The following is a 22,493-nucleotide window of genomic DNA, read 5'->3' on the forward strand; positions in this document are numbered from 1 at the left end:
AACTGTTTTTCGGTTGGCGCAAAATAAGTGGTGTCCTCCGCAAATGGCGACCATTGGGTAGAACAGTCATTTCCTTCTTTGTCTTTCCACCAAAAAGTAGAACCATAATCATCGGTTATTAAACCCAAATATTTTCCGTACCAAGCCACCAATTCTTTAGGGTTTTTTGATTTAAAAAAGAAACCGCCAATTCCAATAACGCGTTGTTCCGGCGCTTCAACTTTGGCTTGACCAAAATATTTTGCTTTAATCTTATCTACAATCACTTGCGCTAATCGCTCATGGCTTTCGACTGTCCAGCCGGCAATATGCGGACTCAAAATCACATTCTTGGCTTTCAGCAAATATTGAAATGCCTCTGGCGTATTTTTATCGTGAAATAGTGTTTCGAAAGACAATTGCTCATATTCCAAAACATCTAGACCAGCACCAAGAATTTTACCAGATTGCATAGCCATAACCAAATGGTCAGTGACAATATTCTTGCCGCGTGAGGTATTTATGATCCAAAATGATTTTGCAAATCCGTTGATAAAATCACTGTCAACCATTTTATCCGTTTCGGGAGTCCACGGAATATGTAAACTTACTACATCCACTTTTTGTTGAAATTCGGCAAAGGAAACCTGCTTCGCATTACTGTCGCCCACATTTTCCTGAATATCATAACAAAGTACTTCCACATCAAAACCACGCAGTTTTTTCGCGAATGATTTTCCCATGTTTCCGTAACCAATAATCCCCACTGTTTTTCCGTCCAACTCGCAACCGCGATTGCTTTCCCGGTTCCAGTGTCCTGATCGTATCTCGCTATCAGCTTGGTTCAGTTTATTAAAAAGAGACAAAATCATTCCCAATGCATGTTCTGCAACTGCATTTCGATTCCCTTCCGGAGAAGCAATCAGCGTAATATTTTTTGACAATGCATATTCGCAATCAATGCTCTCTAAACCAGCTCCCACTCGCGCAATGAACTGCAGATTCGTGGCTTTGTCCAAAAACTCTTTATCAATCTTGAAACGACTTCTGATTACAATTCCATGATACTCTTGGATTTTAGATTCAATTTCTTCTTTTGAAGAGGTAAAATCACTGTGATTTATAAATCCGGACTGCTGTAGCTGATCCCAAAGTAAGGGATTATTGCTGTCTATGTGAAGGATTTTAATATCCATAATTATTCGATTTTTGATACTTCAAATTAACAAAAAAAATACGGTTTATTGTTTTATCGGATGGAATTAGCGCTTAAAATTGTAAATTAGCGTTTTTAATTTTTTATTATAAATCTTAAACTTATAATAAATGAAAATCCAAAAATGAAATTAACGAAAACCTTCAAAGCTTTTTTTGAAAGCGAAAAATCCGGCGGGCTCTTATTACTTTTTGTAACAATACTCTCTCTTTTATTAGCCAATTCCTCTTTTCAAACCGAATACATTGCTTTTTGGGGAACCAATATCGGAAGTCATTCAATTACGCATTGGATCAATGACGGCTTAATGACTATTTTCTTTCTTCTTATTGGATTAGAATTAGAGCGTGAAATATATCAAGGAGAATTATCCAGTATAAAAAACGCTGCATTACCTATTTTTGGCGCCTTCGGCGGAATGATTGTTCCGGCAGGAATCTTTTTATTATTAAATTTTGGAACCGTCACACAAAATGGAGCCGGAATTCCAATGGCGACAGATATTGCTTTTGCAATTGGTATTTTGTCCCTTTTAGGAAATCGAGTACCTATATCACTCAAAGTATTCTTGACCGCGCTTGCCGTAATCGATGATCTGGGTGCCATTATGGTAATTGCCATATTTTATACGGACACGATCGCTTATTTAAATCTGTTGATTGCTTTTACTATTATGGGAGGCTTATTTATATTGAACCGAAGAAAAGTTCACAGCCTGACTCCTTATTTGATTGGTGGTGCTGCGATGTGGTATTTTATGCTAAATTCAGGAGTTCACGCTACAATAACCGGAGTATTATTAGCATTTGTAATTCCGTTTGGAAATGGTGGCAAAAAAACTTCTTCGTATCGTTTACAGCATTTTTTACACAAACCGGTAGCGTTTTTTATTCTTCCTTTATTTGCCGTAGCCAATACTTGTATAGCCATAAATTCAGATTGGCACGAAGGATTAAATCATCCCAATACAATTGGAATTATGCTGGGTCTTGTGGTAGGAAAGCCGCTGGGAATATTGTTGTTTGTGTTCCTTGCCGTAAGTTTAGGGATTTGCACCCTACCAAGAGATCTAAAATGGAGCAGTATTTTAGGAGCAGGAATGCTGGGCGGAATAGGATTTACGATGTCTATTTTCATCACGCTTTTAGCTTTTAAAGACGGTGGCGAAGAAGTCATTACCTATTCCAAAATTGCGATTTTAATAGCTTCTTTTATTGCGGGAACTATTGGTTTTTTCTGGTTGAAATACATCTTAAAAAAACCAAAAAAAAACAAGATTAAAGTTACAGTGTAACTGATCTGTCCATAAAAAAAGGGTGCTTCGTTTTAAAACCAAGCATCCTTTTTTTGTGTTATTATCAACTTTATCCTTTGATTTGTTTCAAAGAAGTCTTAATTCCTTTAATCAAAGAGGAACTAAAACCATGATGCTCCATTTCATTTAATCCCACAATAGTACAGCCTTGAGGAGTTGTAACCCGGTCTATTAATTGTTCCGGATGCACCTTTTCTTCCAATAGCATCTGAGCGGCTCCTTTTACGGTTTGCGCCGCAATTGCCAAAGCCGTCTGAGCATCAAATCCTATTTCGATTCCCGCCTGCATTGATGCTCGAATGTACCGCAGTGCATAAGCAGTACCACAAGCGCCAAGAACTGTTGCCGCATCCATTAATTTTTCGTCGATTATTGAAGCCGTCCCTATATCTTGAAAAAGAGAAATTACATGTTGAGCCTGTTCCCTGTCTTTTTCTTCGAAAGAAATACAAGTAGCCGATTCGCCAAATTGTGCGGCAATATTAGGCATGATTCGAATGGCGTGGTTTGTATCTCCGATCTTGCTTTGTAGCGCTTCAATGTTTAAGCCGCTTACTGCAGAAGCAATAATTTTATTGGATATTACAGGGAGAATCTCATCTAAAACAACATCTACCTGATAGGGTTTAATCGTCAGAATGATAACATCGGCTTGCTGAATCATATGGGTGTTATCCGAAGAAACGCTGATTTTTAATTGTTCCAAGTCCAGAATACTGGCAGTGTTTCTCCTGGTTAACGTAACCTGATTATTTTTTGAAAATTTTGAAATCCCTATTGCTATAGAAACACCTAAGTTTCCGCCGCCAATGATGTGTATTTTCATGCTGGTTGTGGTTTTTCCTCTCCCCATCCCTCTCCAAAGGAAAGGGAGCCAATATGGGAAAGTGTTGGTTGTGTAGTTATAGTTGTATTAGTTCGTCATTGAGTTCCCTCTAAATATTCTATCCTCTTTCTTCTTTGTTCTATTCTCTATTCTCTTTATTCTATTCTCTTTATTCTATTTTAAAACCCTAAAATCAGTCTTGCTATTGAAAAGTAAATCAGAATTCCGCAAATATCATTGCTCGTTGTGATGAACGGCCCTGTGGCTAAAGCGGGGTCAACACCAAATTTATCTAGCAATAACGGTACAAAAGTTCCTATTAACGAAGCAATAATAATTACAGACATCAATGCTACGGTAACAATAATCCCGATTATAATTTCAACATTCAACAGAAAATGACTTCCTAAAAATAATATCGTAGCCAAAATAAGTCCGTTTAATAAGCTCAGAGATACTTCTTTGACCAATCTATTAAATAACGATCCGCTCAACGTATTATTTGCCAAACCCTGCACTATAATTGCCGAAGATTGCACCCCAACATTTCCTGCCATGGCGGCAATAAGTGGTGTGAAAAAGAATAAATTTCCGTGCAGAAGCATCGCTCCTTCAAATAATCCGAGCACTTTTACGGAGATAAAACCACCCAAAAGAGCCAAAACCAGCCAAGGTAATCTTGCTTTTGTATGCTCAAATATGCTGTCATCCGCTTCAACGTCCTGCGAAATACCTGCTGCCAATTGGTAATCCTCATCAGCTTCGTCCTTGATTACATCCACAATGTCATCAATTGTAATTCGGCCTACTAACCGACCTAATTCATCCACAACAGGAATGGCTTCTAAATCGTATTTTTGCATGATTCTGGCCACCTCAACATCTTCGGTATCTACTTTTACCGAGTTTAATTTTCGGATGTAAACATCATTAATTGGAGTTCTCGAAGAAGTGGTCAACAAATCCTTCAGGGACAAACGCCCTTTTAATCGGTCTTCATCATCCACCACATAAATCGAATGGACTCTGGAAATATTTTCGGCCTGAATGCGCATTTCTTTTACACACGTCAGTACATTCCAATTTTCATTGACTTTAACCAATTCCTTGTGCATGATTCCACCAGCAGTATCTTCATCATAACGCAACAAGTCAACAATATCTTTGGCGTGCTCCACATCCTGAAGTTCTGATATTACCTCAGCTTTCAAATCTTGTGAAAGCTCCGCAATAATATCGGCTGCATCATTGGTTTCCAGCTCATCTAATTCTTCCGCAATCTCTTTTGCCGAAAGTCTGCTTAATATATTCTCTCGCAAATCATCTTCCAATTCCAGAAGAATTTCAGCGGTTTTTTCACTGTCTAATACTTTAAAAATGTAAGTTGCCTCATTAAAATCAAGCTCATCCAGAATTTCGGCAATATCAGCGTGGTGCATATCATTCAATAATACTTCCAGTTGTTGGTCGTTTTTATTTTGAATGAGTTGCTCTAATTCCTGAATTAAATCTTTGCTGATTTTAAACTCCATCGGCTTCTATTTTTTGGGTGAGTTCTATGAACTGTTCTACATTTAATTGTTCTGGTCGAAGATTGAAAATTTCATCTTCTCTCAAACTGTCCGACAAATTTAAGGTTTTCAAACTATTTCGTAATGTTTTGCGTCGCTGCTGAAAAGCCGTTTTCACTACGGTAAAAAACAATTTTTCACCGCAAGGCAAACTGTAATCTTTCTTTCTGCGCAAACGTAAAACTCCTGATTTCACTTTTGGTGGCGGAATAAATACATTTTCATCAACTGTGAATAAATATTCGGCATCATAAAAAGCCTGAACCAAAACCGACAAAATTCCATACGCCTTTGTTCCCTTTTTTTCACAAATACGTTGCGCTACTTCTTTCTGGAACATCCCTGCAAATTCCGGAATCTGATCGCGGTATTCCAAAGTTCTAAACACAATCTGTGTCGAAATATTATACGGGAAATTGCCAATAATTGCGAATTGTTTCCCTTCAAAAGTTTCATTAATATCATACTTCAAAAAATCTTTTGAAATAATTCTGTCTTTTAATTTTGGATAATTTTGGTCCAAATATGTCACTGATTCCGTGTCGATTTCAATAACATAAGTGTTCACGGGTTTATCTAACAAATATTTTGTCAAAACTCCCATTCCCGGACCTATCTCTAATACATCATCATATCCTTCTAAGTTCAACGTGTCAGCAATGTCTTTTGCAATGCTTTCGTCTTTCAAGAAGTGTTGTCCGAGGTGTTTTTTGGCTGTTACTTTTTCCATGTTTTTTGTTTTTCCACGAAGGCACTAAGGCGCAAAGCCTAATTATATTTTTATTTAAATTGGAGATCACAAATTGTGAGCTCCAATTATATTTGTTTTCTTTCCAACTTGAAGTCGCAGATTGCGACTTTAAGATTGTAGTTCAAAACGACAGCCTGAATGTGATTGCTTCGTTCCTCGTAATTAATCTAATAATCTGCAATCAGCTCTAATTCCGTTCTAAAAGCCAGCATTTTATCTCCAAATAATTTCGCTCCTTCTTCACGAAAACCAGGGGCGTCTTCCTGATAATATTTCTCCAAAGTTTCTTTGCTGTCAGTAGTATATTGAACGGAATACGTAACTCCGCCCATTTCCTCTTCAATTAAAACTCTTACCATTCTTGCCGAAGAGAATTTTCCCGTAGCCAAAATTTCAGGAATGTGCTTGTGTTGCATCCAAATCATCCATTGATCGTGAACGCTTTCGTGTATGTTTGTGGTAACGTTGTATAGTATCATTTTTTTTAGATTGTTAGATTTTTAGATTAATAGACTTTTTCAAAAAATCCAAAAATCTAAATAATCTGTTTTTATAAATTAGTATCTCCACGCAATTGCCTGAATTTCTTTCTTGCTTCCACAAAATAAATACTGTCCTGATGATTGAACAATACCTTTTCATATAGTGGCTTTGCTTTTTCAGGCAACAATTGCTTGTTATAAATTTCTGCCGAAAAATACAGCGCTTCGTCTATGTAAATCCCGTCGCTATGCTGATCGATAATCGTCTGGTATTGGCTTAACGCCAACGCAAAATCACCTTTCTTCTCATATATTTTTCCTAATCGCAACAAGGTAACAGCCTCTATTTCCTGACCTTTATGATTTTTTAAAATAGAATGAAACTGCGTTATCGCTTCCTGATTCCGGTTTTGATACAACAGATAATCACCTTTTGCAAATTGCTTCAAAGCCGTTTGTGTTGAATCGGCTACGGTATTGTCATTTATTAACAGAAAATATTCCAAAGCATCATTTGCAATTAACTGCGTATTGGCTGATTTCAATTCCTTAAATTGTTTCAATGCCCACGCAAAATCAGTTTTGAAATAACTCGTTTTTGCAGCTTTCAAACTGGCCTCATGCGCCATTACATCATTCTTCAAGTCCAATTCTATCTGTGAATAATAGATCAAAGCCTGATTGAATTTTTCTTCGAAAAGCAGAATATCTGCCAGTTCCATTTTGGCATTAGCCACATCATAATCATTCAATTGCAACTCCAGAGCTCTCTTAACTATTGCCTTTCCTTCTTCTGGTTTTTTTAAATTAAAAGCTGTGAAATGAGCCTGAATCAGCTGCAAAGATAAGGTAAAAGGACTTATTTCAAATTGTTTCAACAAAGCGTCTAGTTCTGTGCTGATGGCTGCAAAGTCTTTTTCGGATGCTTTTTCAATTTTCATGTTTATTAAATAGGAATTCGCTTGAATCAGCAATTCTAAATCCTGTGTGTTTTCCAATACAAATCCCAAAATTTCTTTAGCTGCTTCCTCATTCTCCTCATCTATGGCGAGTTGTCCTAAATTCACGATATTAGCAAGCGATTCCGGATTGCGTTTGTAAATGGCTTTTTCCTGAATAAATGCTTTCGCGAATTCTTTTTGTTGTACATAAAACCAACTCAAATAATGGTTCCAAAAAAGATCTTGGTTTTTTTGGGTTCTTATTATTAATGCTTTCCGCAACAGTTCATTGAAATTTGCATCGCCTTCATCAACCATAAAACGAACCAGCTGATTTTGGATTCTGATAGAGTTTTGAGGATTCGCAAACGCTTCATCCAGAAAAGTGGAAATCATCATTTCCATATTAGACAATTGACCGTAAAGCAATCCTATTTGATAATTGAAATTGAAATTAGGCTCTAATTGTGTGGCGGTTTGGTAGGATTTCAACGCGTAATCGAGCAACACTTTTCGCTCAAAAGCATTTGAAATTCCATAGACTTCATTTGGGTTTTTTTTGATTCGTTCCAAAGCCTGTTCGTAGTATATCTTGGCTTTGACATCATTCTTCTGCAACTGAAAATTATAGCCTAATTCCACCAGAAGATTACCTTGATTGTACTTTTCAAGTCTTTCTTGAATGGCTTTTTCGGCGCTTTCAAATTGTTGCAATTGCTGAGAACAATCTATTATTCTTAAAAAATATTGTGAGTTTAATGGAATCTCTTTCAGCAATTCTTCATAGCTGATTTTTGCTTTTTCAAAATCGCCTTTGTCATAATAATACTGCGCTAATTGTTCGTTTTGAGAAAACGCAAATAGCGAGAATGACAAACTGATAAAAAGAAAGAACTTTTTCATTTTCAATATTCGTTTTTAGTCGCAATCACAGTTTTTCAGTCACAGCGCTGTAAACTGTGACTGATAACCGCAAACTAATTAATCTATAATATCAAATCCGCAATACGGACGCAATACTTCTGGGATTACGATTCCTTCCGGAGTTTGGTAATTTTCTAAAATCCCTGCCAAAACTCTTGGCAAAGCCAATGCACTTCCGTTTAACGTGTGTGCCAATTGGTTTTTTCCGTCTTTGTCTTTGAAACGCAATTTCAAACGATTGGCTTGAAAAGTTTCAAAATTAGAAACCGAACTGATTTCTAACCAACGGTCTTGTGCAGTAGAAAACACTTCGAAATCATACGTCAAAGCTGATGTGAATCCCATATCACCGCCACAAAGACGCAATATTCTATATGGTAATTTCAATTCCTGAAGAATTCCTTTTACATGTTCTACCATTCCATCTAAGGCTTCGTATGACTTATCCGGATGTTCTACACGTACGATCTCTACTTTGTCAAATTGATGCAAACGGTTCAATCCACGTACGTGCGCACCATAAGAACCTGCTTCACGACGGAAACATGGCGTATAAGCCGTAGTTAAAACTGGTAATTCATTTTCGTTTAAGATTACATCACGGAACAAATTCGTTACCGGAACCTCAGCCGTTGGAATCAAGTATAAATCATCTGTTTTATCATGGTACATTTGCCCTTCTTTATCCGGTAATTGTCCCGTTCCATAAGCTGATGCTTCATTGACCATGTGCGGAACCTGAACTTCATTGTAACCTGCAGCGGCATTTTTATCTAAGAAATAATTGATTAAGGCGCGTTGTAACTTCGCCCCTTTTCCTTTATAAACCGGAAATCCTGCACCTGTGATTTTTACACCCAATTCAAAATCAATGATGTCGTATTTTTTTACCAATTCCCAATGTGGTTGCGCTCCTTCGTGCAAAACTGGAATCTGTCCTTCTTCAAAAACGTTTAGGTTTTCCTCCGGCGTTTTCCCAACAGGAACAATATCAGCAGGAAGATTGGGTAAGGTATATAATTTTTCTAAAAGTTCAGCGGCAAGTGCATCAGCAGTTTCCGCTAAAGCTTTGCTTTTCTCTTTGTTTAAAACTGTTTTTTCTTTAAGAATTGCAGCTTTCGATTTCTCACCCGCTTTCATCAATTCGCCAATGTCTTTGGATAATTTATTAGATTCGGATAAAATATTATCTAGCTCCACTTGCGTAGCGCGACGTTTTTCGTCCAGTTGTACCACTTGTTCAACAACACTTGTAGCATCGATGTTTCTCTTTGCCAAAGCGGTGATTACTTTTTCTTGATTCTCTCTAATAAATGCGATTTGTAACATAGCTTGATTTTTTTAACGCTAACTTTTATAATAATGGAAGCAAATTTAAGGAAATGTTTGATAGAAATGGGGGAAAAAATTAGTCAAAAGTCGAAAGTCATAAAGTCCAAGATTAATGTATGATTCAAATGCACTAATGTTTAATTTACATTGACAACAGAACTTCAAAAAAACAAATAAAAACAGGACTTTAAAAACTTTATGACTCACGACTTTTGACTTAGTTTAGGCTCTTTTAATCTCATGACCCACAAATTCTTCCAAGGCAGCAAACATATCGTCTATAGAAAGGACTTCAAAATCGGGGTGTGTTTTAAGGAAAGTAGCATTCAAAGTAACCAGATTTTCTTCAATTTCGAAAAAAGTGTCGTTGTTAAGCAAATCTCGAATAGGATTTACGCCTTCGAGTTTCCCTTTCAAGAATTTATTAAGCTTGACACTGCTCATTAATTTTACTTTTTTGGATTGTTGTTGGAACAACTCCAAATGCTTTTCGGCTCCAATTAATGCCAAACCTTCTTCTATTAATTCATTCAGTTCTTTGTCCCAACCTGAATTGTATACAAATTGAGCAAAATTTCCTTCAGTATATTGTGAGGTGTAATAATCTAAATAATAACTCATTATAGCATCTTCGTGAATCAAATCATCGTTTACGCCTTCCTCGCGCATTAAGTTGATTACCGAAATATTAGAGTGAATTACATCTTGGAGATTTTCACTGTTCATTGCAGTTTCTGAAATAATTATTCTACCGAATTCCATTTGTTTTGTATTTGAATATGTGCTGCAAATTTCGGGTAAATAAAAACAGAAACGAAATACAATTTGATTTATATGCTATCAGATTCATCATCTCTCTTTTTCTGATTCATTTTGGTAATCAAAGCTTTCAAACGTGCTGCTTTTTCTTTTTTTTCTTCTTGAAGTTTAGCCTTTTTCCGATTGAGCAATTTGGTATGTAAAGCTTTATTTTTGGTGTTTTTTTCGGGTCCTTTTGGCATGATTACAATCTTCTTCGATTAAGGTTACAAATATAAAAACGATTAGTGTCCGCTATAAAATTAAAAACGCTCTTTAGAAAACCTTCTGCTTTCTATCTTTCCGCAAAAAAAATAAGCAAATGCTCCTGAAAAATAGAGAATTACATCAATCCAATCTGCCGTATATCTTGGATTTAATCTAGGGAGATAATATTCAAAATAAAAAGAATAACAGCTAGCTAAAAAAACAACAAAAGCAATTGGTACTTTAAACGAACTATCTCTTTTTAATCGTCGGATTATAAATTCAATTGCGCCGAGTACCAGTGGAAGATACAGAAAATCATTGACATAATTATTGACTAATGCAGGCAATGGTAGGTGAAATCGTTGCATGCTGTAAATTGTCAAAGCGATAAAAAATAAGATACTATAAATTAATCTTCTAAACATAAAAACCACCAGCTTTTCAAGTTGAATTCACTAATAAATCACTATTAACCAAAATACTGCCTTAGTTACCAATTCTCTTCCTCCCTTTATTTAGAAAAATTACTGGAGTTCTGTAAGTTTAATGTATTGTTTATCCAGCTGCAGCTGCAGTAACTGCTGCAATAATTCCTCCAATTATAACCGCAAAGAAAAGCCAGACGGAATAAACAGCTTGAAAAAAAAATCGCACCACACTATTTGAGTGTTCTAAACCTTTGTCAAAGAACACTTCAATTTTACTTGGAGTTTTGGTTTTTTCCTCTTCTACTTTCTCTTTAATTGCATTTTCACTTTCTAATTGACGCTTTAAAACTATATTGATAATCTCACCGCAATTACTGCAATAATCTCTGTCTACGTTGATAGTGTTACACGCTAAACATTTTATATACGATTTACTCATCAGACTTTTTTTTAACCGTAATTCTTGATTTTTTTAAAGACAAATCCATTTTACTGAAGTTAATATTTATGAGAATTAGTACCGAAATACTTCTGAATGGATACGACAACCGATTCCGTAATTAGAGGAGAAAAAAAAGTTTTACCTGCTTTTTTCAAAAACCAAAGTTATGGAAAATTACCCATTTATGTTCATTACTCCGATGTTAGTAAAAAACTGAGTTAAGATATAAGGCACACATTTTTAAATTAAAATGACAAAATTTTAAATCTCAGTATGCAGAAATAACGACTTAGCCCGTATAAGAATTTCAATTTATAAGCCTGAATTACACCAGTTAAATTCTATTTTTAAAAATTTTCACTGATTATATTTGTACCCGACAGCGGGAAATAGCTTCAAATAAAAATTCTATTGCTTATTTTTGCACTTCGTTCTGAATTAATTTCAGAATCTAAAAATAATTTTATGATACAGAATCCAAAAAGATATACCATTACAGCGGCATTGCCGTATACGAACGGACCGATTCACATCGGCCATTTGGCGGGTGTTTACGTGCCTTCGGACATATATTCCAGATATTTAAGATTACAGGGAAGAGACGTTTTGTTTGTTTGCGGAAGTGACGAACACGGCGTGGCAATTTCGATGAAAGCCAAAAAAGAAGGCATTACGCCACAGGAAGTAATCGATAAATACGATGGAATCATTCGTAAATCGTTCTCTGATTTTGGGATTTCGTTTGATAACTATTCCAGAACTTCGGCTAAAATTCATCATGATACGGCTTCGGAATTTTTCAGAAAACTGTATGAGCAAGGTGATTTTATCGAAGAAGTGACGGAACAATTATATGATGCAAAAGCAGACCAATTCTTGGCAGACCGTTTTGTGGTGGGGACTTGCCCAAAATGTGGCAACGAAGAAGCCTATGGTGATCAATGCGAAAAATGTGGTTCGACGCTGAATGCTACAGATTTAATTAATCCAAAATCGACTATTACCGGCGAAACGCCAATTATGAAATCGACAAAACACTGGTTCTTACCTTTGGATCGTTATGAAGATTTCTTGAAAGAATGGATTCTCGTTGGCCATAAAAATGACTGGAAACCCAATGTTTACGGACAAGTAAAATCTTGGATTGACGGCGGATTAGAGCCTCGTGCGGTAACTCGTGACTTGGATTGGGGAATTGATGTTCCTGTTGAAGGTGCTGAAGGGAAAAAATTATATGTGTGGTTTGATGCACCAATTGGCTACATTTCATCTACGAAAGAATGGGCTTTGCGCGAAGGAAAAGATTGGGAGCCGTACTGGAAAGATCAGGACACTAAACTTGTTCACTTCATTGGGAAAGACAATATTGTTTTTCATTGTATCATTTTCCCAGCGATGTTGAAAGCTGAAGGAAGTTATATTTTGCCAGATAATGTGCCAGCAAATGAATTCTTGAATTTGGAAGGAAACAAACTTTCGACTTCTAAAAACTGGGCAGTTTGGTTGCATGAATATTTAGAAGAATTTCCGAATCAGCAAGATGTTTTGCGCTATGCGTTGACCTCAAATGCGCCGGAAACGAAGGATAATGATTTTACCTGGAAAGATTTTCAGGCGAGAAATAATAATGAATTGGTAGCGATTTACGGGAATTTTATTAATCGTGTTGTGGTTTTAATTAATAAATATTACAACGGAATTGTTCCGCAACCGAACGAACTTTCGGAAGTGGACGAAGCAACTTTAACCGAATTAAAAGCGTATCCTGCGGTAATTTCAAGTTCATTGGAGCGTTACAGATTCCGTGAAGCGTTGAGTGAACTAATGAATGTAGCGCGTTTAGGAAATAAATATTTGGCTGATGAAGAGCCGTGGAAAGTCATCAAAGACAATCCGGAACGCGTTCAAACACAAATGTATGTGGCGTTGCAAATTGCGGCAGCTTTAAGTTCACTTTGCGAACCGTTCTTACCATTTACAGCAAAAAAATTATCAAGAATTCTAAAAATCGAAAGTCCGTTGAACTGGAATTCTATTGCTCAAAATTCTGATTTAATTCCGGCTGGACACCAAATTGGAGAAGCTGAATTATTGTTTGCTAAAATTGAAGACGAGGAAATCCAAAAACAAATAGAAAAACTGGAAGCGACAAAAACTGCTAATACTGCAGAAAACAAAAAAGCGGAACCACAGAAAGAAGCGATTCAATTCGAGGATTTTGCCAAAATGGATATTCGTACAGGAACAATCTTGGAAGCCGAAAAAATGCCAAAAGCAAACAAGCTTTTGATTTTGAAAGTGGATACCGGAATTGATGTTCGCACGATAGTTTCAGGAATTGCCGAGAGTTTTAAACCTGAAGATATCGTTGGGAAACGAGTGACTGTTTTAGTGAATTTGGCTCCAAGAAACCTTCGTGGAGTAGAAAGTCAAGGAATGATTTTGATGACTACCAATGCGGAAGGGAAATTGGTTTTTGTAAATCCGGATACCGATGGCGTTGCCAATGGAGAGACGATAAATTAATAAAAATCAACCGCGGATTAGCAACTTATTTATTTAGTTTTAAATTAAAATTTGCGAATTCGCGGTAAAACATAAAACCATGAATCTAAAAGTAATTGCTTTCGACGCCGATGATACCTTATGGATCAATGAAACGTATTTTGATGAAACCGAGAAAAAATTCTGTGGTTTGATGGAAGATTATTTGTCGCATCAAGGAATTTCTAAAGAACTTTTTAAGGTCGAAATTGATAATCTGAAATTATACGGATACGGAATCAAAGGTTACATTCTTTCGATGATTGAAGCCGCAATGAATATTTCGAATAATACTATTCCTATTGAAATCATTGAAAAAATCATTCAATATGGAAAAGAATTATTGGAGAAACCCATTGTTTTATTGGAAGGTGTCGAAGAAACTTTAGCGGCTTTACACGGAAAATATAAATTAGTGGTTGCCACCAAAGGCGATTTATTAGACCAACGAAGAAAATTACACAATTCGGGTTTGGGTCATTATTTCCATCATATCGAAGTGATGTCAGACAAGCAGGAAATTGATTATTCTGATTTGATCAAACGATTGGAAATACAGCCTGAAGAATTTTTTATGATCGGAAATTCCTTGAAGTCGGATGTTTTACCGGTATTAGCCATTGGCGGGCACGCTGTTCATATACCGTTTCATACGACTTGGGCACATGAAAAAATCGACCATAAGGTAGAACATGAAAATTTCAGCGCTTATGAAAGAATTACGGAGGTTTTAAAAAGATTAAAATAGTGAGAACCCTTTTAGATATAGAAAATTGGCCACGGAAAGAACACTTCCATTTTTTTAGACAATTTGAAGAGCCATTCTTTGGCGCCACTGTCCAAATTGATTGCACCAAAGCTTACACAGCTGCAAAAGCATTGAAAATCTCATTTTTCAGTTACTATTTACATCAGACATTGGTAGCGGTGAATACAATTGAATCGTTTCGCTATCGAATTTTAGACGATAAAATATATGTTTGTGACCAAATTAATGCTTCGGCGACTATTGGTCGGGAAGACGGGACTTTTGGTTTTTCTTTGATTGAATACAATTCTGATTTTTCAGTTTTTGCAACAAACACTTCCAAAGAAATCGAACGTATTCAAACTACAACTGGACTTTTTACCCGATCTTTTGATGATGATAATGTCATTCACTTTTCGGCGATTCCATGGCTGGATTTTACTTCATTATCCCACGCCAGAAGTTATACTTTCCCGGATAGTTGCCCTAAAATTTCGTTTGGCAAAATGAAAATTGCGGACAATGGAAAGAGAACGATGGCAATGTCAATTCATGTTCATCACGGACTAATGGATGGTTTTCACCTGGGACAATTTGTGGATTGTTTTCAAGAATTAATGAATCAATAAATACATTTTCAGTATTATTAATATGCTAAGATGTTGCCTTTATTAAAAAAATAGGTTAGCTTTTTTGTCTATTGTATCTGTGTTAAAAATTTTATCACCTTAAAAATTCTCCATGTTTCCAATAGCTTTTCATCCTATATATCAGCATCCTTTACCTGACGGGCACCGTTTTCCAATGCTGAAATATGAATTGCTCCCCCAACAATTGGTGCATGAAGGAACCGCATCACTGTCTGATTTCTTTGAACCTGAAATTTGCGATTTAAGTCACGTTTTGGCAGTTCATAAGCAAACATATGTGGATGATTTGCTTCAGCTTACTTTGAATGCAAAAGCGGCGAGAAAAATTGGATTTCCGCTTTCTAAAGAGCTTGTCATGCGCGAATTAATTATAGCACAAGGAACCATCGTTGGCGCTCAGAAATCATTTGACACAAAAGTATCTTTTAATATCGCGGGTGGAACCCATCATGCTTATTCTTCTCACGGAGAGGCCTTTTGTTTATTAAATGACCAGGCGATAGCTTCTCAGTTTTTATTAGATCACAAATTATCTAAAAAGATTCTGATCATAGACTTAGATGTGCATCAGGGAAATGGTACCGCAGAAATTTTTCAAAGTAATCCAAACGTATTTACCTTTTCCACACATGGCAAGACAAACTATCCTTTCAAAAAAGAAATTTCAGACTTAGACATCAGTTTTAACGATGGCACAAAAGATGATGAATTCCTCCAAACAATTGCAAAGGTAATTCCTAAATTAATTGAAACTCAAAAGCCCGATTTCATTTTTTATTTGGCGGGAGTAGATATTTTATCTTCTGATAAATTGGGCAAATTGGAATGCTCATTGGATGGTTGCAAAAAAAGAGACGAATTAGTTTTTGAACTTTGTTTAAAATATCAAATTCCTGTGCAAGTTTCCATGGGTGGTGGCTACTCTCCAGATATAAAAACAATTATTGAAGCTCACGCCAATACCTACAGAGCCGCCAAAAGTATTTTTTAAAAAAATAAGGATAACAACAATACCATTATATTAAAACCTAGTTTCAATTAAAAAATAAGCAATTTGGAATATGCCGTATCATTTAATTTTTCCAGTAAAATCAAAAAAAAAGCACGGTATCTTTTTAAGAAAACCGTGCCTTTTATTTCTACTTTAATTTTTACTTTATTTCCCTAAAAGCATAACCTCATTAACCACTACCTCGGTTATATATCTTTTTTCACCGTTTTTATCGTCGTAACTTCTGTGGGTTAACTTTCCTTCAACAGCAATTTCTTTACCTTTGGTGACGTATTTTTCTATAATTTCAGCAGTTTTCCCCCAAGCCACTAATTTGTGCCACTGCGTATCTTCTACTTTTTCTCCTTTGTCGTTTTTGTAGCTTTCATTTGTTGCTAATGTAAAATTGGCCAACTTTTTTCCTCCGTCAAATGATTTGATTTCCGGATCATTCCCAACGTGTCCAATTAACTGTACTTTGTTTCTTAATGTGTTCATGGCTTGTAAAATTTAAATGTTTTAATCTGAACTCGTTTCAGATTCTTTTTTTGTTATGGATAATATCATTGAATTTGTTTTTCTTTCAAATCAACATTGCAAAGATGCGATGACTGTCAAAAAGTATTCGGTTGCTAACTATTTACTTTCGGTTGTAACTATTTGTAAGCGTTTGTAAATGGGAAAATTTAGTTATATTTGATAAAAATAAATTTTTTATGCAAGCCAAAATAAACAAAGTAGAATTACGAAATCTGAAGATTGATGACTACAAAGAATTGAAAAACTCAATGGTAGAATCGTATCCGGAAATGGTAGGTTCCTACTGGAGAGAACATCATATTGAAAAATTATTAAGCCTTTTTCCCGAAGGTCAATTGGTGATTTTAGTAGATGGAAAAGTAGTTGGGTCTGCTTTGTCTCTAATTATTGACGAAAGTTTAGTAGATAAAAACCACAATTACTCTGACATAACTGGGAAATACACCTTCTCTACCCACAATCCAAAAGGAGATGTTTTATACGGAATAGATGTTTTTATTCATCCTAGTTATAGAGGACTGCGCCTTGGAAGACGATTATACGACGCTCGAAAAGAATTGTGTGAACAATTGAATTTGAAAGCTATTGTTTTTGCAGGAAGAATTCCTAATTACGGACAACATGCGAAAACACTCACTCCAAAAAATTATATTGAAAAAGTAAAAAGAAAAGAATTGCACGACCCAGTTCTTTCTTTTCAGTTGAGTAATGATTTTCACGTGATTCGTGTAATGAAAAACTACTTAGAAGGCGACTCTGATTCTAAAGAATTTGCGGTTTTACTGGAATGGAACAATATTTATTACGACGAAAGTCCAAAACTGATAAACCTTAAGAAAAGCGTCATTCGTTTGGGGCTTGTTCAATGGCAAATGCGTCAACTAAACAATCTGGAAGCTTTATACGAACAATGTGAGTTTTTTGTTGATGTTGTTTCGGGATACGGAAGTGATTTTGCCTTGTTCCCAGAACTGTTTACCGCTCCTTTAATGGCGGATTACAATCATTTGTCTGAGGCAGAAGCGATTAGAGAACTAGCAAAATACTCGGAACCCATTCGCAAACGCTTTCAAGAATTAGCCATTTCTTATAACATCAATATCATTACCGGAAGCATGCCTCATCTAGAAAATGGTACCTTATATAACGTTGGCTTTCTTTGCAAAAGAGACGGAACTTCTGAAATGTATGCTAAAATTCATGTTACTCCAAACGAAGTTCAGCATTGGGGAATGACAGGCGGGTCACAAATTAAGACTTTTGATACAGATTGTGGCAAAATAGGAATTATGATTTGTTATGACGTTGAATTTCCAGAACTATCCAGATTACTGGCAGATGAAGGAATGAACATTTTATTTGTTCCGTTTTTGACTGATACTCAAAATGCCTACACCAGAGTCAAGCATTGCGCGCAGGCCAGAGCAATTGAAAACGAATGTTATGTGGCGATAGCCGGTTGTGTGGGAAATCTTCCAAAGGTAAATAACATGGATATTCAATATGCGCAATCCGCCGTATTTACACCTTCTGATTTTGCTTTTCCAAGTAACGGAATTAAAGCCGAAGCAACTCCAAATACGGAAATGACACTGATAGTCGATGTTGATTTAGATTTACTGAAAGAACTTCACGAGCATGGAAGTGTTCGAATTCTGAAAGATCGTAGAACTGACTTATACGACATCAAAAAAATCAATCCATGAACAAAACCTGCTTAGAATGTGGAGAAAAGATTGTAGGACGGGAAGACAAAAAGTTTTGTAGCGACGGTTGCCGGAACGCTTTCAACAATAAAATAAACAAGGACAGTACTAATTTCATGCGCAACATCAATAACAAGTTGCGCAAAAATTACCGCATTCTCTCTGAGCTCAACACCGAAGGAAAATCAAAAACCACAAGGGCAAAATTGTTAAGCAAAGGTTTTGATTTTGAATTTTTCACCAATATCCTCCATACCAAAACTGGAAACACCTACTACTTCCTGTACGACCAAGGCTATATGGTTTTGGAAAATGATTTTTATATGTTGGTCAAAAAAGACATTTAATACCGTAAATCCCCAAATCTACCTAACCTATCATGAAAAAAGACTGTTTTTCTATTTTTGCCGGCTTATTCCTCGTAGCAATTCTGGGGATAATTTTCATTACGATGATGCCGCAATGGACTTCGGACGATGAAGGTTCTCTGGCTGATTTTTCGACAAAAAGAGCTTTGGCCCAAGTAGAAGCAATTTCGAAGCAACCTCATTTTGTAGGTTCCGCAAATCATGAAGTAGTCGCAAATTATCTAGTAAAAGAGCTAAACAAGTTAGGACTGGAGACTTCAATTCAGGAGGGATATACGCTTAGCGATTGGGGAAATCTGGTACAATCAAAAAATATCTTGGCCCGAATCAAAGGTTCCAATAATTCCAAAGCATTGTTATTGCTTTCCCATTATGACAGCGCGCCTCACTCCTATTCTCCTGGCGCCAGCGATGCAGGTTCCGGTGTAGCAACGATATTAGAAAGTGTTCGTGCTTTTTTGTACAATAAAAGTCCGCATAAAAATGACATTATTATTCTCTTTTCAGATGCCGAAGAATTAGGATTAAATGGCGCTGCACTTTTTGTAACCCAACATCAATGGGCAAAAGAAATAGGTTTAGTGCTTAATTTTGAAGCTCGCGGTTCTTCAGGACCTAGTTATATGTTGATGGAAACCAACAAAGGAAATGCAGGATTAGTGAAAGGGTTCGCTTCCGCAAAAGCGACTTTTCCAGTTTCAAATTCGTTGATGTACAGCATTTATAAAATGTTACCTAACGACACGGATTTGACCGTTTTCAGGGAACAAGGCAATATTCAAGGTTATAATTTTGCTTTCATCGATGACCATTTCAACTATCATACCGCCCAGGATGACATCCATCATTTGAATAAAAATACGTTAGCACATCAGGGTTCTTATTTGATGCCGTTATTAAATTATTTTTCAAATTCCGATTTAAATACCACAAAAGCTAGCGAAGATTACGTCTATTTTACCATTCCGTATACTTTCATCAGTTATCCCTTTAGTTGGGTTTTACCAATGGTGATAATTGCATTGGCACTATTTATTTTCCTATTATTCTTAGGAAAAGCCAAACGTATTTTATCATTCCGCGAAATTGGAAGAGGATTTATTCCGTTTTTTGGCTCGCTGATTGTTACTGGATTAATTTCTTTTTTTGGTTGGAAAGCATTGCTAAAACTGTATCCGCAATACAATGATTTACTTAACGGATTTACGTACAACGGACACGCTTACATTGCCGCTTTCGTACTTTTGGCTTTAGCGATAAGCTTGCTATTTTATCATTTATTTTCAGAACGAAAAGTAACTATCAATCATTTTGTAGCACCATTATTTATTTGGATTGTGATTAATGGAGCTCTTGCTTTTAGTTTACAAGGAGCCGGATTTTTGATTATTCCAGTTTACTTTGGTCTGATTGTTTTTGGTGTTTTCATTGTAACTCAAAAATCAAATAAAATTTTAAATCTTCTTTTAAGCATTCCTGCTTTGATAATTATAGCGCCTTTCATCCAGATGTTTCCTATTGGTTTGGGATTGAAAGTGCTGTTTGGAAGTGCTATACTTACGGTACTGACTTTTGGATTATTGCTACCTGTTTTTGGGGCTTTCGCCAAAAAGGGAATCTGGACTTTAGTATTTTTTGTGCTTTCCATCGGCTTTTTTGCGAAAGCACATTCTGAATCTGGTTACGAAGCTGGCAAAGCCAAATCAAATAGTTTATTGTATATCTATAATGCCGATACGGGCAAATCCAACTGGGCAACTTACGACAAAAATCTTGATTCCTGGACCAAAGCCTATTTGGGTGAAAACCCGAAAGAAGCGACAACTTTAAACGAAACACCATTGTTTAGTAAGTACAATTCTGGATTTACCTATGCTGCCCAAGCGCCTAAAAAAGAACTTCTGAAACCAAGTATAGAATTTTTGGAAGACAGAATAGTAGGTAATCAGAGGTTTTTGAAAATAAAAATTTCCCCGAATCGAAACGTTAATCGCTACGATATTTTTGCCAATGAAAAAATGGCTATTCACAATTTCAGAGCAAATGGCGTAACTACATTAGGTCAGAAAAATTCTCTTTACCAACGAAAAGGAAAGAAAATATTGAGTTACTATGTCGTAAGAAACGCACCTCTGGAAATGCAGTTCAGCGTAAATTCCTCAACGGTTTTTGATATGGAACTGATGGAAAGCTCTTTTGATTTAATGACTAATCCTTTATTTCAAATAACAAAAAGAGAAAACTGGATGATGCCAACACCTTTTGTATTGAATGATGTGGTGGTCATCAAACAAAAAATAAAACCGACAGCAGTTGTGGTTGCAAATGATTTACAAAGTGTTACTAATCCTGTAATAAAAGAGAGTTTAACAGTTTTGAAAGACAGTTTATAAAAAACTAAATCACTAAAAGTTACATGCAGATACAAACATTTCAATCTAAAATACATGATTTTCGGGGACAAAAAGTGATACTTGATTTTGACCTTGCTGCATTATATGAAGTAGAAACCAAAGTCCTAAATCAAGCCGTAAAAAGAAACATCAAAAGATTTCCAAGTGACTTTATGTTTCGACTAACTACTGAAGAATGGGAAAGTATGCGGTCACAAATTGTGACCGCATACCAAAATAAACGAAATGTAACAGCAACGCCTTTTGCCTTTACAGAACAAGGAATAGCAATGATTGTGGTATTTTAAATTCAGATGTAGCAATTCATGTAAATATTGCCATCATGCGTACTTTTGTAATAATTCGAAAATATGCTTTGGAACACAAAGAATTCAGCGAGAAATTGCTTGAAATAGAAACCAAATACGATAAGAAATTCAGTGATGTGTATGAAGCATTGAATTACCTCATCAAAAAAGACGAGAAAGACAACACACAAAAAGACCGCAAACAAATTGGCTACAAAAATAAAAATGATAAAAATTAGTATACTAGGTTGTGGCTGGTTGGGTTTGCCTTTGGCGAAAGCCTTACTTTCAAATAGGTTTTCAGTAAAAGGCTCAACAACTTCCGAAGAGAAATTAGCCATATTAGAAAATGCAGGAATTGAACCTTTTTTAATTGCGCTTTCAGAAAATAAAGCCACTGGAAACATAACCGATTTTCTGGAGAATTCTGAAATTTTAATCATCGACGTTCCGCCGAAACTTCGCGGTTTAGGGACAGAAAACTTTGTTTCGAAGATTAGAAATGTAATTCCGTTTATAGAAAAATCATCAATTAAAAATGTGCTTTTCATCAGTTCAACATCGGTTTATAATGATGAAGATGCTTTTGTTACTGAAGAAACTATCCCAAAACCGGATACTGAAAGTGGCAAACAATTATTGGAAACTGAACAGCTTTTGCAAAATAACAGCCATTTCAAAACAACGGTTTTACGTTTTGGTGGCTTAATTGGCGAAGACCGTCATCCGATAAAATTTCTTGCTGGTCGAGAAAATTTAGATAATCCGGACGTACCGATTAATTTAATTCATCAGGAAGATTGTTTGGGAATAATTCTCAAAATTATTGAAACGGATTCTTGGACCGAAACCTTCAATGCGGTGGCTCCATCTCATCCTTCGCGAGAACTATATTACACTCAAAAAGCATCGGATTTAGATTTGGCTATTCCAAAGTTTAATCATAAAAACCCATCCATTGGAAAAACAATTTTGAGTGCTAAAATAGAAGCCGTTTTAAATTATACTTTTACGAAACCAAATTTATAAC

Annotated in this window: 23 protein-coding genes and 1 pseudogene; 12 read left to right on the forward strand and 12 right to left on the reverse strand. The window is 35.9% G+C overall.

What is annotated here, in order from left to right; all coding sequences use genetic code 11:
• Positions 1-236 precede the first annotated feature (236 nt).
• Positions 237-1,175, reverse strand: a pseudogene (locus tag E0F89_RS00250) (2-hydroxyacid dehydrogenase); the annotation flags it as partial.
• A 144-nt stretch (positions 1,176-1,319) separates the two neighbouring features.
• Here E0F89_RS00250 and nhaA point away from each other — a divergent pair.
• Complete coding sequence (gene nhaA, locus E0F89_RS00255; RefSeq protein WP_131907870.1) at positions 1,320-2,489, forward strand: Na+/H+ antiporter NhaA; 1,170 nt, start codon at positions 1,320-1,322, stop codon at positions 2,487-2,489.
• Between the two features lie 70 nt (positions 2,490-2,559).
• Here nhaA and proC read toward each other — a convergent pair whose 3' ends face one another.
• The 10 genes from proC to E0F89_RS00300 all read right to left on the reverse strand — a co-directional run bounded on the left by proC (position 2,560) and on the right by E0F89_RS00300 (position 11,212).
• Positions 2,560-3,336: a pyrroline-5-carboxylate reductase gene (gene proC, locus E0F89_RS00260; RefSeq protein ID WP_131907871.1), complete on the reverse strand. Its 777-nt coding sequence runs from the start codon at positions 3,334-3,336 to the stop codon at positions 2,560-2,562.
• A gap of 179 nt (positions 3,337-3,515) precedes the next feature.
• Positions 3,516-4,868, reverse strand: coding sequence for a magnesium transporter (gene mgtE / locus E0F89_RS00265; protein ID WP_131907872.1), 1,353 nt, complete (start codon positions 4,866-4,868; stop codon positions 3,516-3,518).
• Positions 4,858-5,637 carry a 16S rRNA (adenine(1518)-N(6)/adenine(1519)-N(6))-dimethyltransferase RsmA gene (gene rsmA, locus E0F89_RS00270; RefSeq protein WP_131907873.1) on the reverse strand — a complete coding sequence of 260 codons (780 nt, stop codon included), beginning with the start codon at positions 5,635-5,637 and terminating at the stop codon, positions 4,858-4,860. The genes mgtE and rsmA overlap by 11 nt, the downstream gene beginning before the upstream one ends.
• 188 nt (positions 5,638-5,825) lie before the next feature.
• Complete coding sequence (locus E0F89_RS00275; RefSeq protein WP_121363961.1) at positions 5,826-6,137, reverse strand: DUF4286 family protein; 312 nt, start codon at positions 6,135-6,137, stop codon at positions 5,826-5,828.
• Positions 6,138-6,208: 71 nt separating this feature from the next.
• Positions 6,209-7,984 (reverse strand): tetratricopeptide repeat protein, encoded by a 1,776-nt coding sequence (locus E0F89_RS00280; protein ID WP_131907874.1) that lies wholly within the window; start codon positions 7,982-7,984, stop codon positions 6,209-6,211.
• A gap of 78 nt (positions 7,985-8,062) precedes the next feature.
• Positions 8,063-9,334, reverse strand: a complete 1,272-nt coding sequence (gene serS, locus E0F89_RS00285; protein ID WP_131907875.1) for a serine--tRNA ligase — start codon at positions 9,332-9,334, stop codon at positions 8,063-8,065.
• Between the two features lie 225 nt (positions 9,335-9,559).
• Positions 9,560-10,099, reverse strand: a complete 540-nt coding sequence (locus E0F89_RS00290) for a DMP19 family protein (protein ID WP_131907876.1) — start codon at positions 10,097-10,099, stop codon at positions 9,560-9,562.
• A 68-nt stretch (positions 10,100-10,167) separates the two neighbouring features.
• Positions 10,168-10,338, reverse strand: a complete 171-nt coding sequence (locus E0F89_RS17030) for a hypothetical protein (RefSeq protein WP_165929955.1) — start codon at positions 10,336-10,338, stop codon at positions 10,168-10,170.
• Between the two features lie 60 nt (positions 10,339-10,398).
• The gene (locus tag E0F89_RS00295) at positions 10,399-10,770 is read right to left on the reverse strand and encodes a hypothetical protein (protein WP_131907877.1); all 372 of its coding nucleotides are present in this window, start codon (positions 10,768-10,770) and stop codon (positions 10,399-10,401) included.
• 130 nt (positions 10,771-10,900) lie between these two features.
• On the reverse strand, positions 10,901-11,212 hold the full coding sequence (locus E0F89_RS00300) for a hypothetical protein (RefSeq protein ID WP_131907878.1): 312 nt from the start codon (positions 11,210-11,212) through the stop codon (positions 10,901-10,903).
• A gap of 96 nt (positions 11,213-11,308) precedes the next feature.
• Here E0F89_RS00300 and E0F89_RS17410 point away from each other — a divergent pair, with 96 nt between their 5' ends.
• The 5 genes from E0F89_RS17410 (at position 11,309) to E0F89_RS00320 (ending at position 16,148) form a co-directional block, all read left to right on the forward strand.
• Positions 11,309-11,437 (forward strand): hypothetical protein, encoded by a 129-nt coding sequence (locus tag E0F89_RS17410; protein ID WP_262709507.1) that lies wholly within the window; start codon positions 11,309-11,311, stop codon positions 11,435-11,437.
• A gap of 243 nt (positions 11,438-11,680) precedes the next feature.
• Positions 11,681-13,741, forward strand: a complete 2,061-nt coding sequence (metG, locus tag E0F89_RS00305; RefSeq protein ID WP_131907879.1) for a methionine--tRNA ligase — start codon at positions 11,681-11,683, stop codon at positions 13,739-13,741.
• A 79-nt stretch (positions 13,742-13,820) separates the two neighbouring features.
• Complete coding sequence (locus tag E0F89_RS00310) at positions 13,821-14,507, forward strand: HAD family hydrolase (RefSeq protein ID WP_131907880.1); 687 nt, start codon at positions 13,821-13,823, stop codon at positions 14,505-14,507.
• Positions 14,507-15,136, forward strand: a complete 630-nt coding sequence (locus tag E0F89_RS00315) for a chloramphenicol acetyltransferase (RefSeq protein ID WP_131907881.1) — start codon at positions 14,507-14,509, stop codon at positions 15,134-15,136. Before E0F89_RS00310 ends, E0F89_RS00315 begins: the two co-directional genes overlap by 1 nt.
• Positions 15,137-15,248: 112 nt before the next feature.
• Positions 15,249-16,148 (forward strand): histone deacetylase family protein, encoded by a 900-nt coding sequence (locus tag E0F89_RS00320; RefSeq protein ID WP_131907882.1) that lies wholly within the window; start codon positions 15,249-15,251, stop codon positions 16,146-16,148.
• Positions 16,149-16,313: 165 nt separating this feature from the next.
• Here E0F89_RS00320 and E0F89_RS00325 read toward each other — a convergent pair whose 3' ends face one another.
• Positions 16,314-16,646 carry a single-stranded DNA-binding protein gene (locus E0F89_RS00325; protein ID WP_131907883.1) on the reverse strand — a complete coding sequence of 111 codons (333 nt, stop codon included), beginning with the start codon at positions 16,644-16,646 and terminating at the stop codon, positions 16,314-16,316.
• Positions 16,647-16,864: 218 nt separating this feature from the next.
• Between E0F89_RS00325 and E0F89_RS00330 the strand changes: the two genes are divergently transcribed.
• The 6 genes from E0F89_RS00330 to E0F89_RS00350 all read left to right on the forward strand — a co-directional run bounded on the left by E0F89_RS00330 (position 16,865) and on the right by E0F89_RS00350 (position 22,492).
• Positions 16,865-18,394: a bifunctional GNAT family N-acetyltransferase/carbon-nitrogen hydrolase family protein gene (locus E0F89_RS00330; RefSeq protein ID WP_131907884.1), complete on the forward strand. Its 1,530-nt coding sequence runs from the start codon at positions 16,865-16,867 to the stop codon at positions 18,392-18,394.
• Positions 18,391-18,741: a hypothetical protein gene (locus E0F89_RS00335; protein ID WP_131907885.1), complete on the forward strand. Its 351-nt coding sequence runs from the start codon at positions 18,391-18,393 to the stop codon at positions 18,739-18,741. The genes E0F89_RS00330 and E0F89_RS00335 overlap by 4 nt, the downstream gene beginning before the upstream one ends.
• A gap of 104 nt (positions 18,742-18,845) precedes the next feature.
• Positions 18,846-21,155, forward strand: a complete 2,310-nt coding sequence (locus tag E0F89_RS00340) for a M28 family peptidase (RefSeq protein ID WP_131908638.1) — start codon at positions 18,846-18,848, stop codon at positions 21,153-21,155.
• A gap of 23 nt (positions 21,156-21,178) precedes the next feature.
• Entirely contained in the window at positions 21,179-21,463 is a 285-nt protein-coding gene (locus E0F89_RS17275; protein ID WP_243699445.1) for an ORF6N domain-containing protein, read from the forward strand.
• 35 nt (positions 21,464-21,498) lie between these two features.
• Positions 21,499-21,702: a hypothetical protein gene (locus tag E0F89_RS17280; protein ID WP_243699446.1), complete on the forward strand. Its 204-nt coding sequence runs from the start codon at positions 21,499-21,501 to the stop codon at positions 21,700-21,702.
• Positions 21,689-22,492: an NAD(P)H-binding protein gene (locus E0F89_RS00350; RefSeq protein ID WP_131907886.1), complete on the forward strand. Its 804-nt coding sequence runs from the start codon at positions 21,689-21,691 to the stop codon at positions 22,490-22,492. The genes E0F89_RS17280 and E0F89_RS00350 overlap by 14 nt, the downstream gene beginning before the upstream one ends.
• Position 22,493: the final 1 nt, after the last annotated feature.

The sequence above is a fragment of the Flavobacterium caseinilyticum genome (assembly GCF_004349085.1).
Lineage (GTDB): Bacteria > Bacteroidota > Bacteroidia > Flavobacteriales > Flavobacteriaceae > Flavobacterium > Flavobacterium caseinilyticum.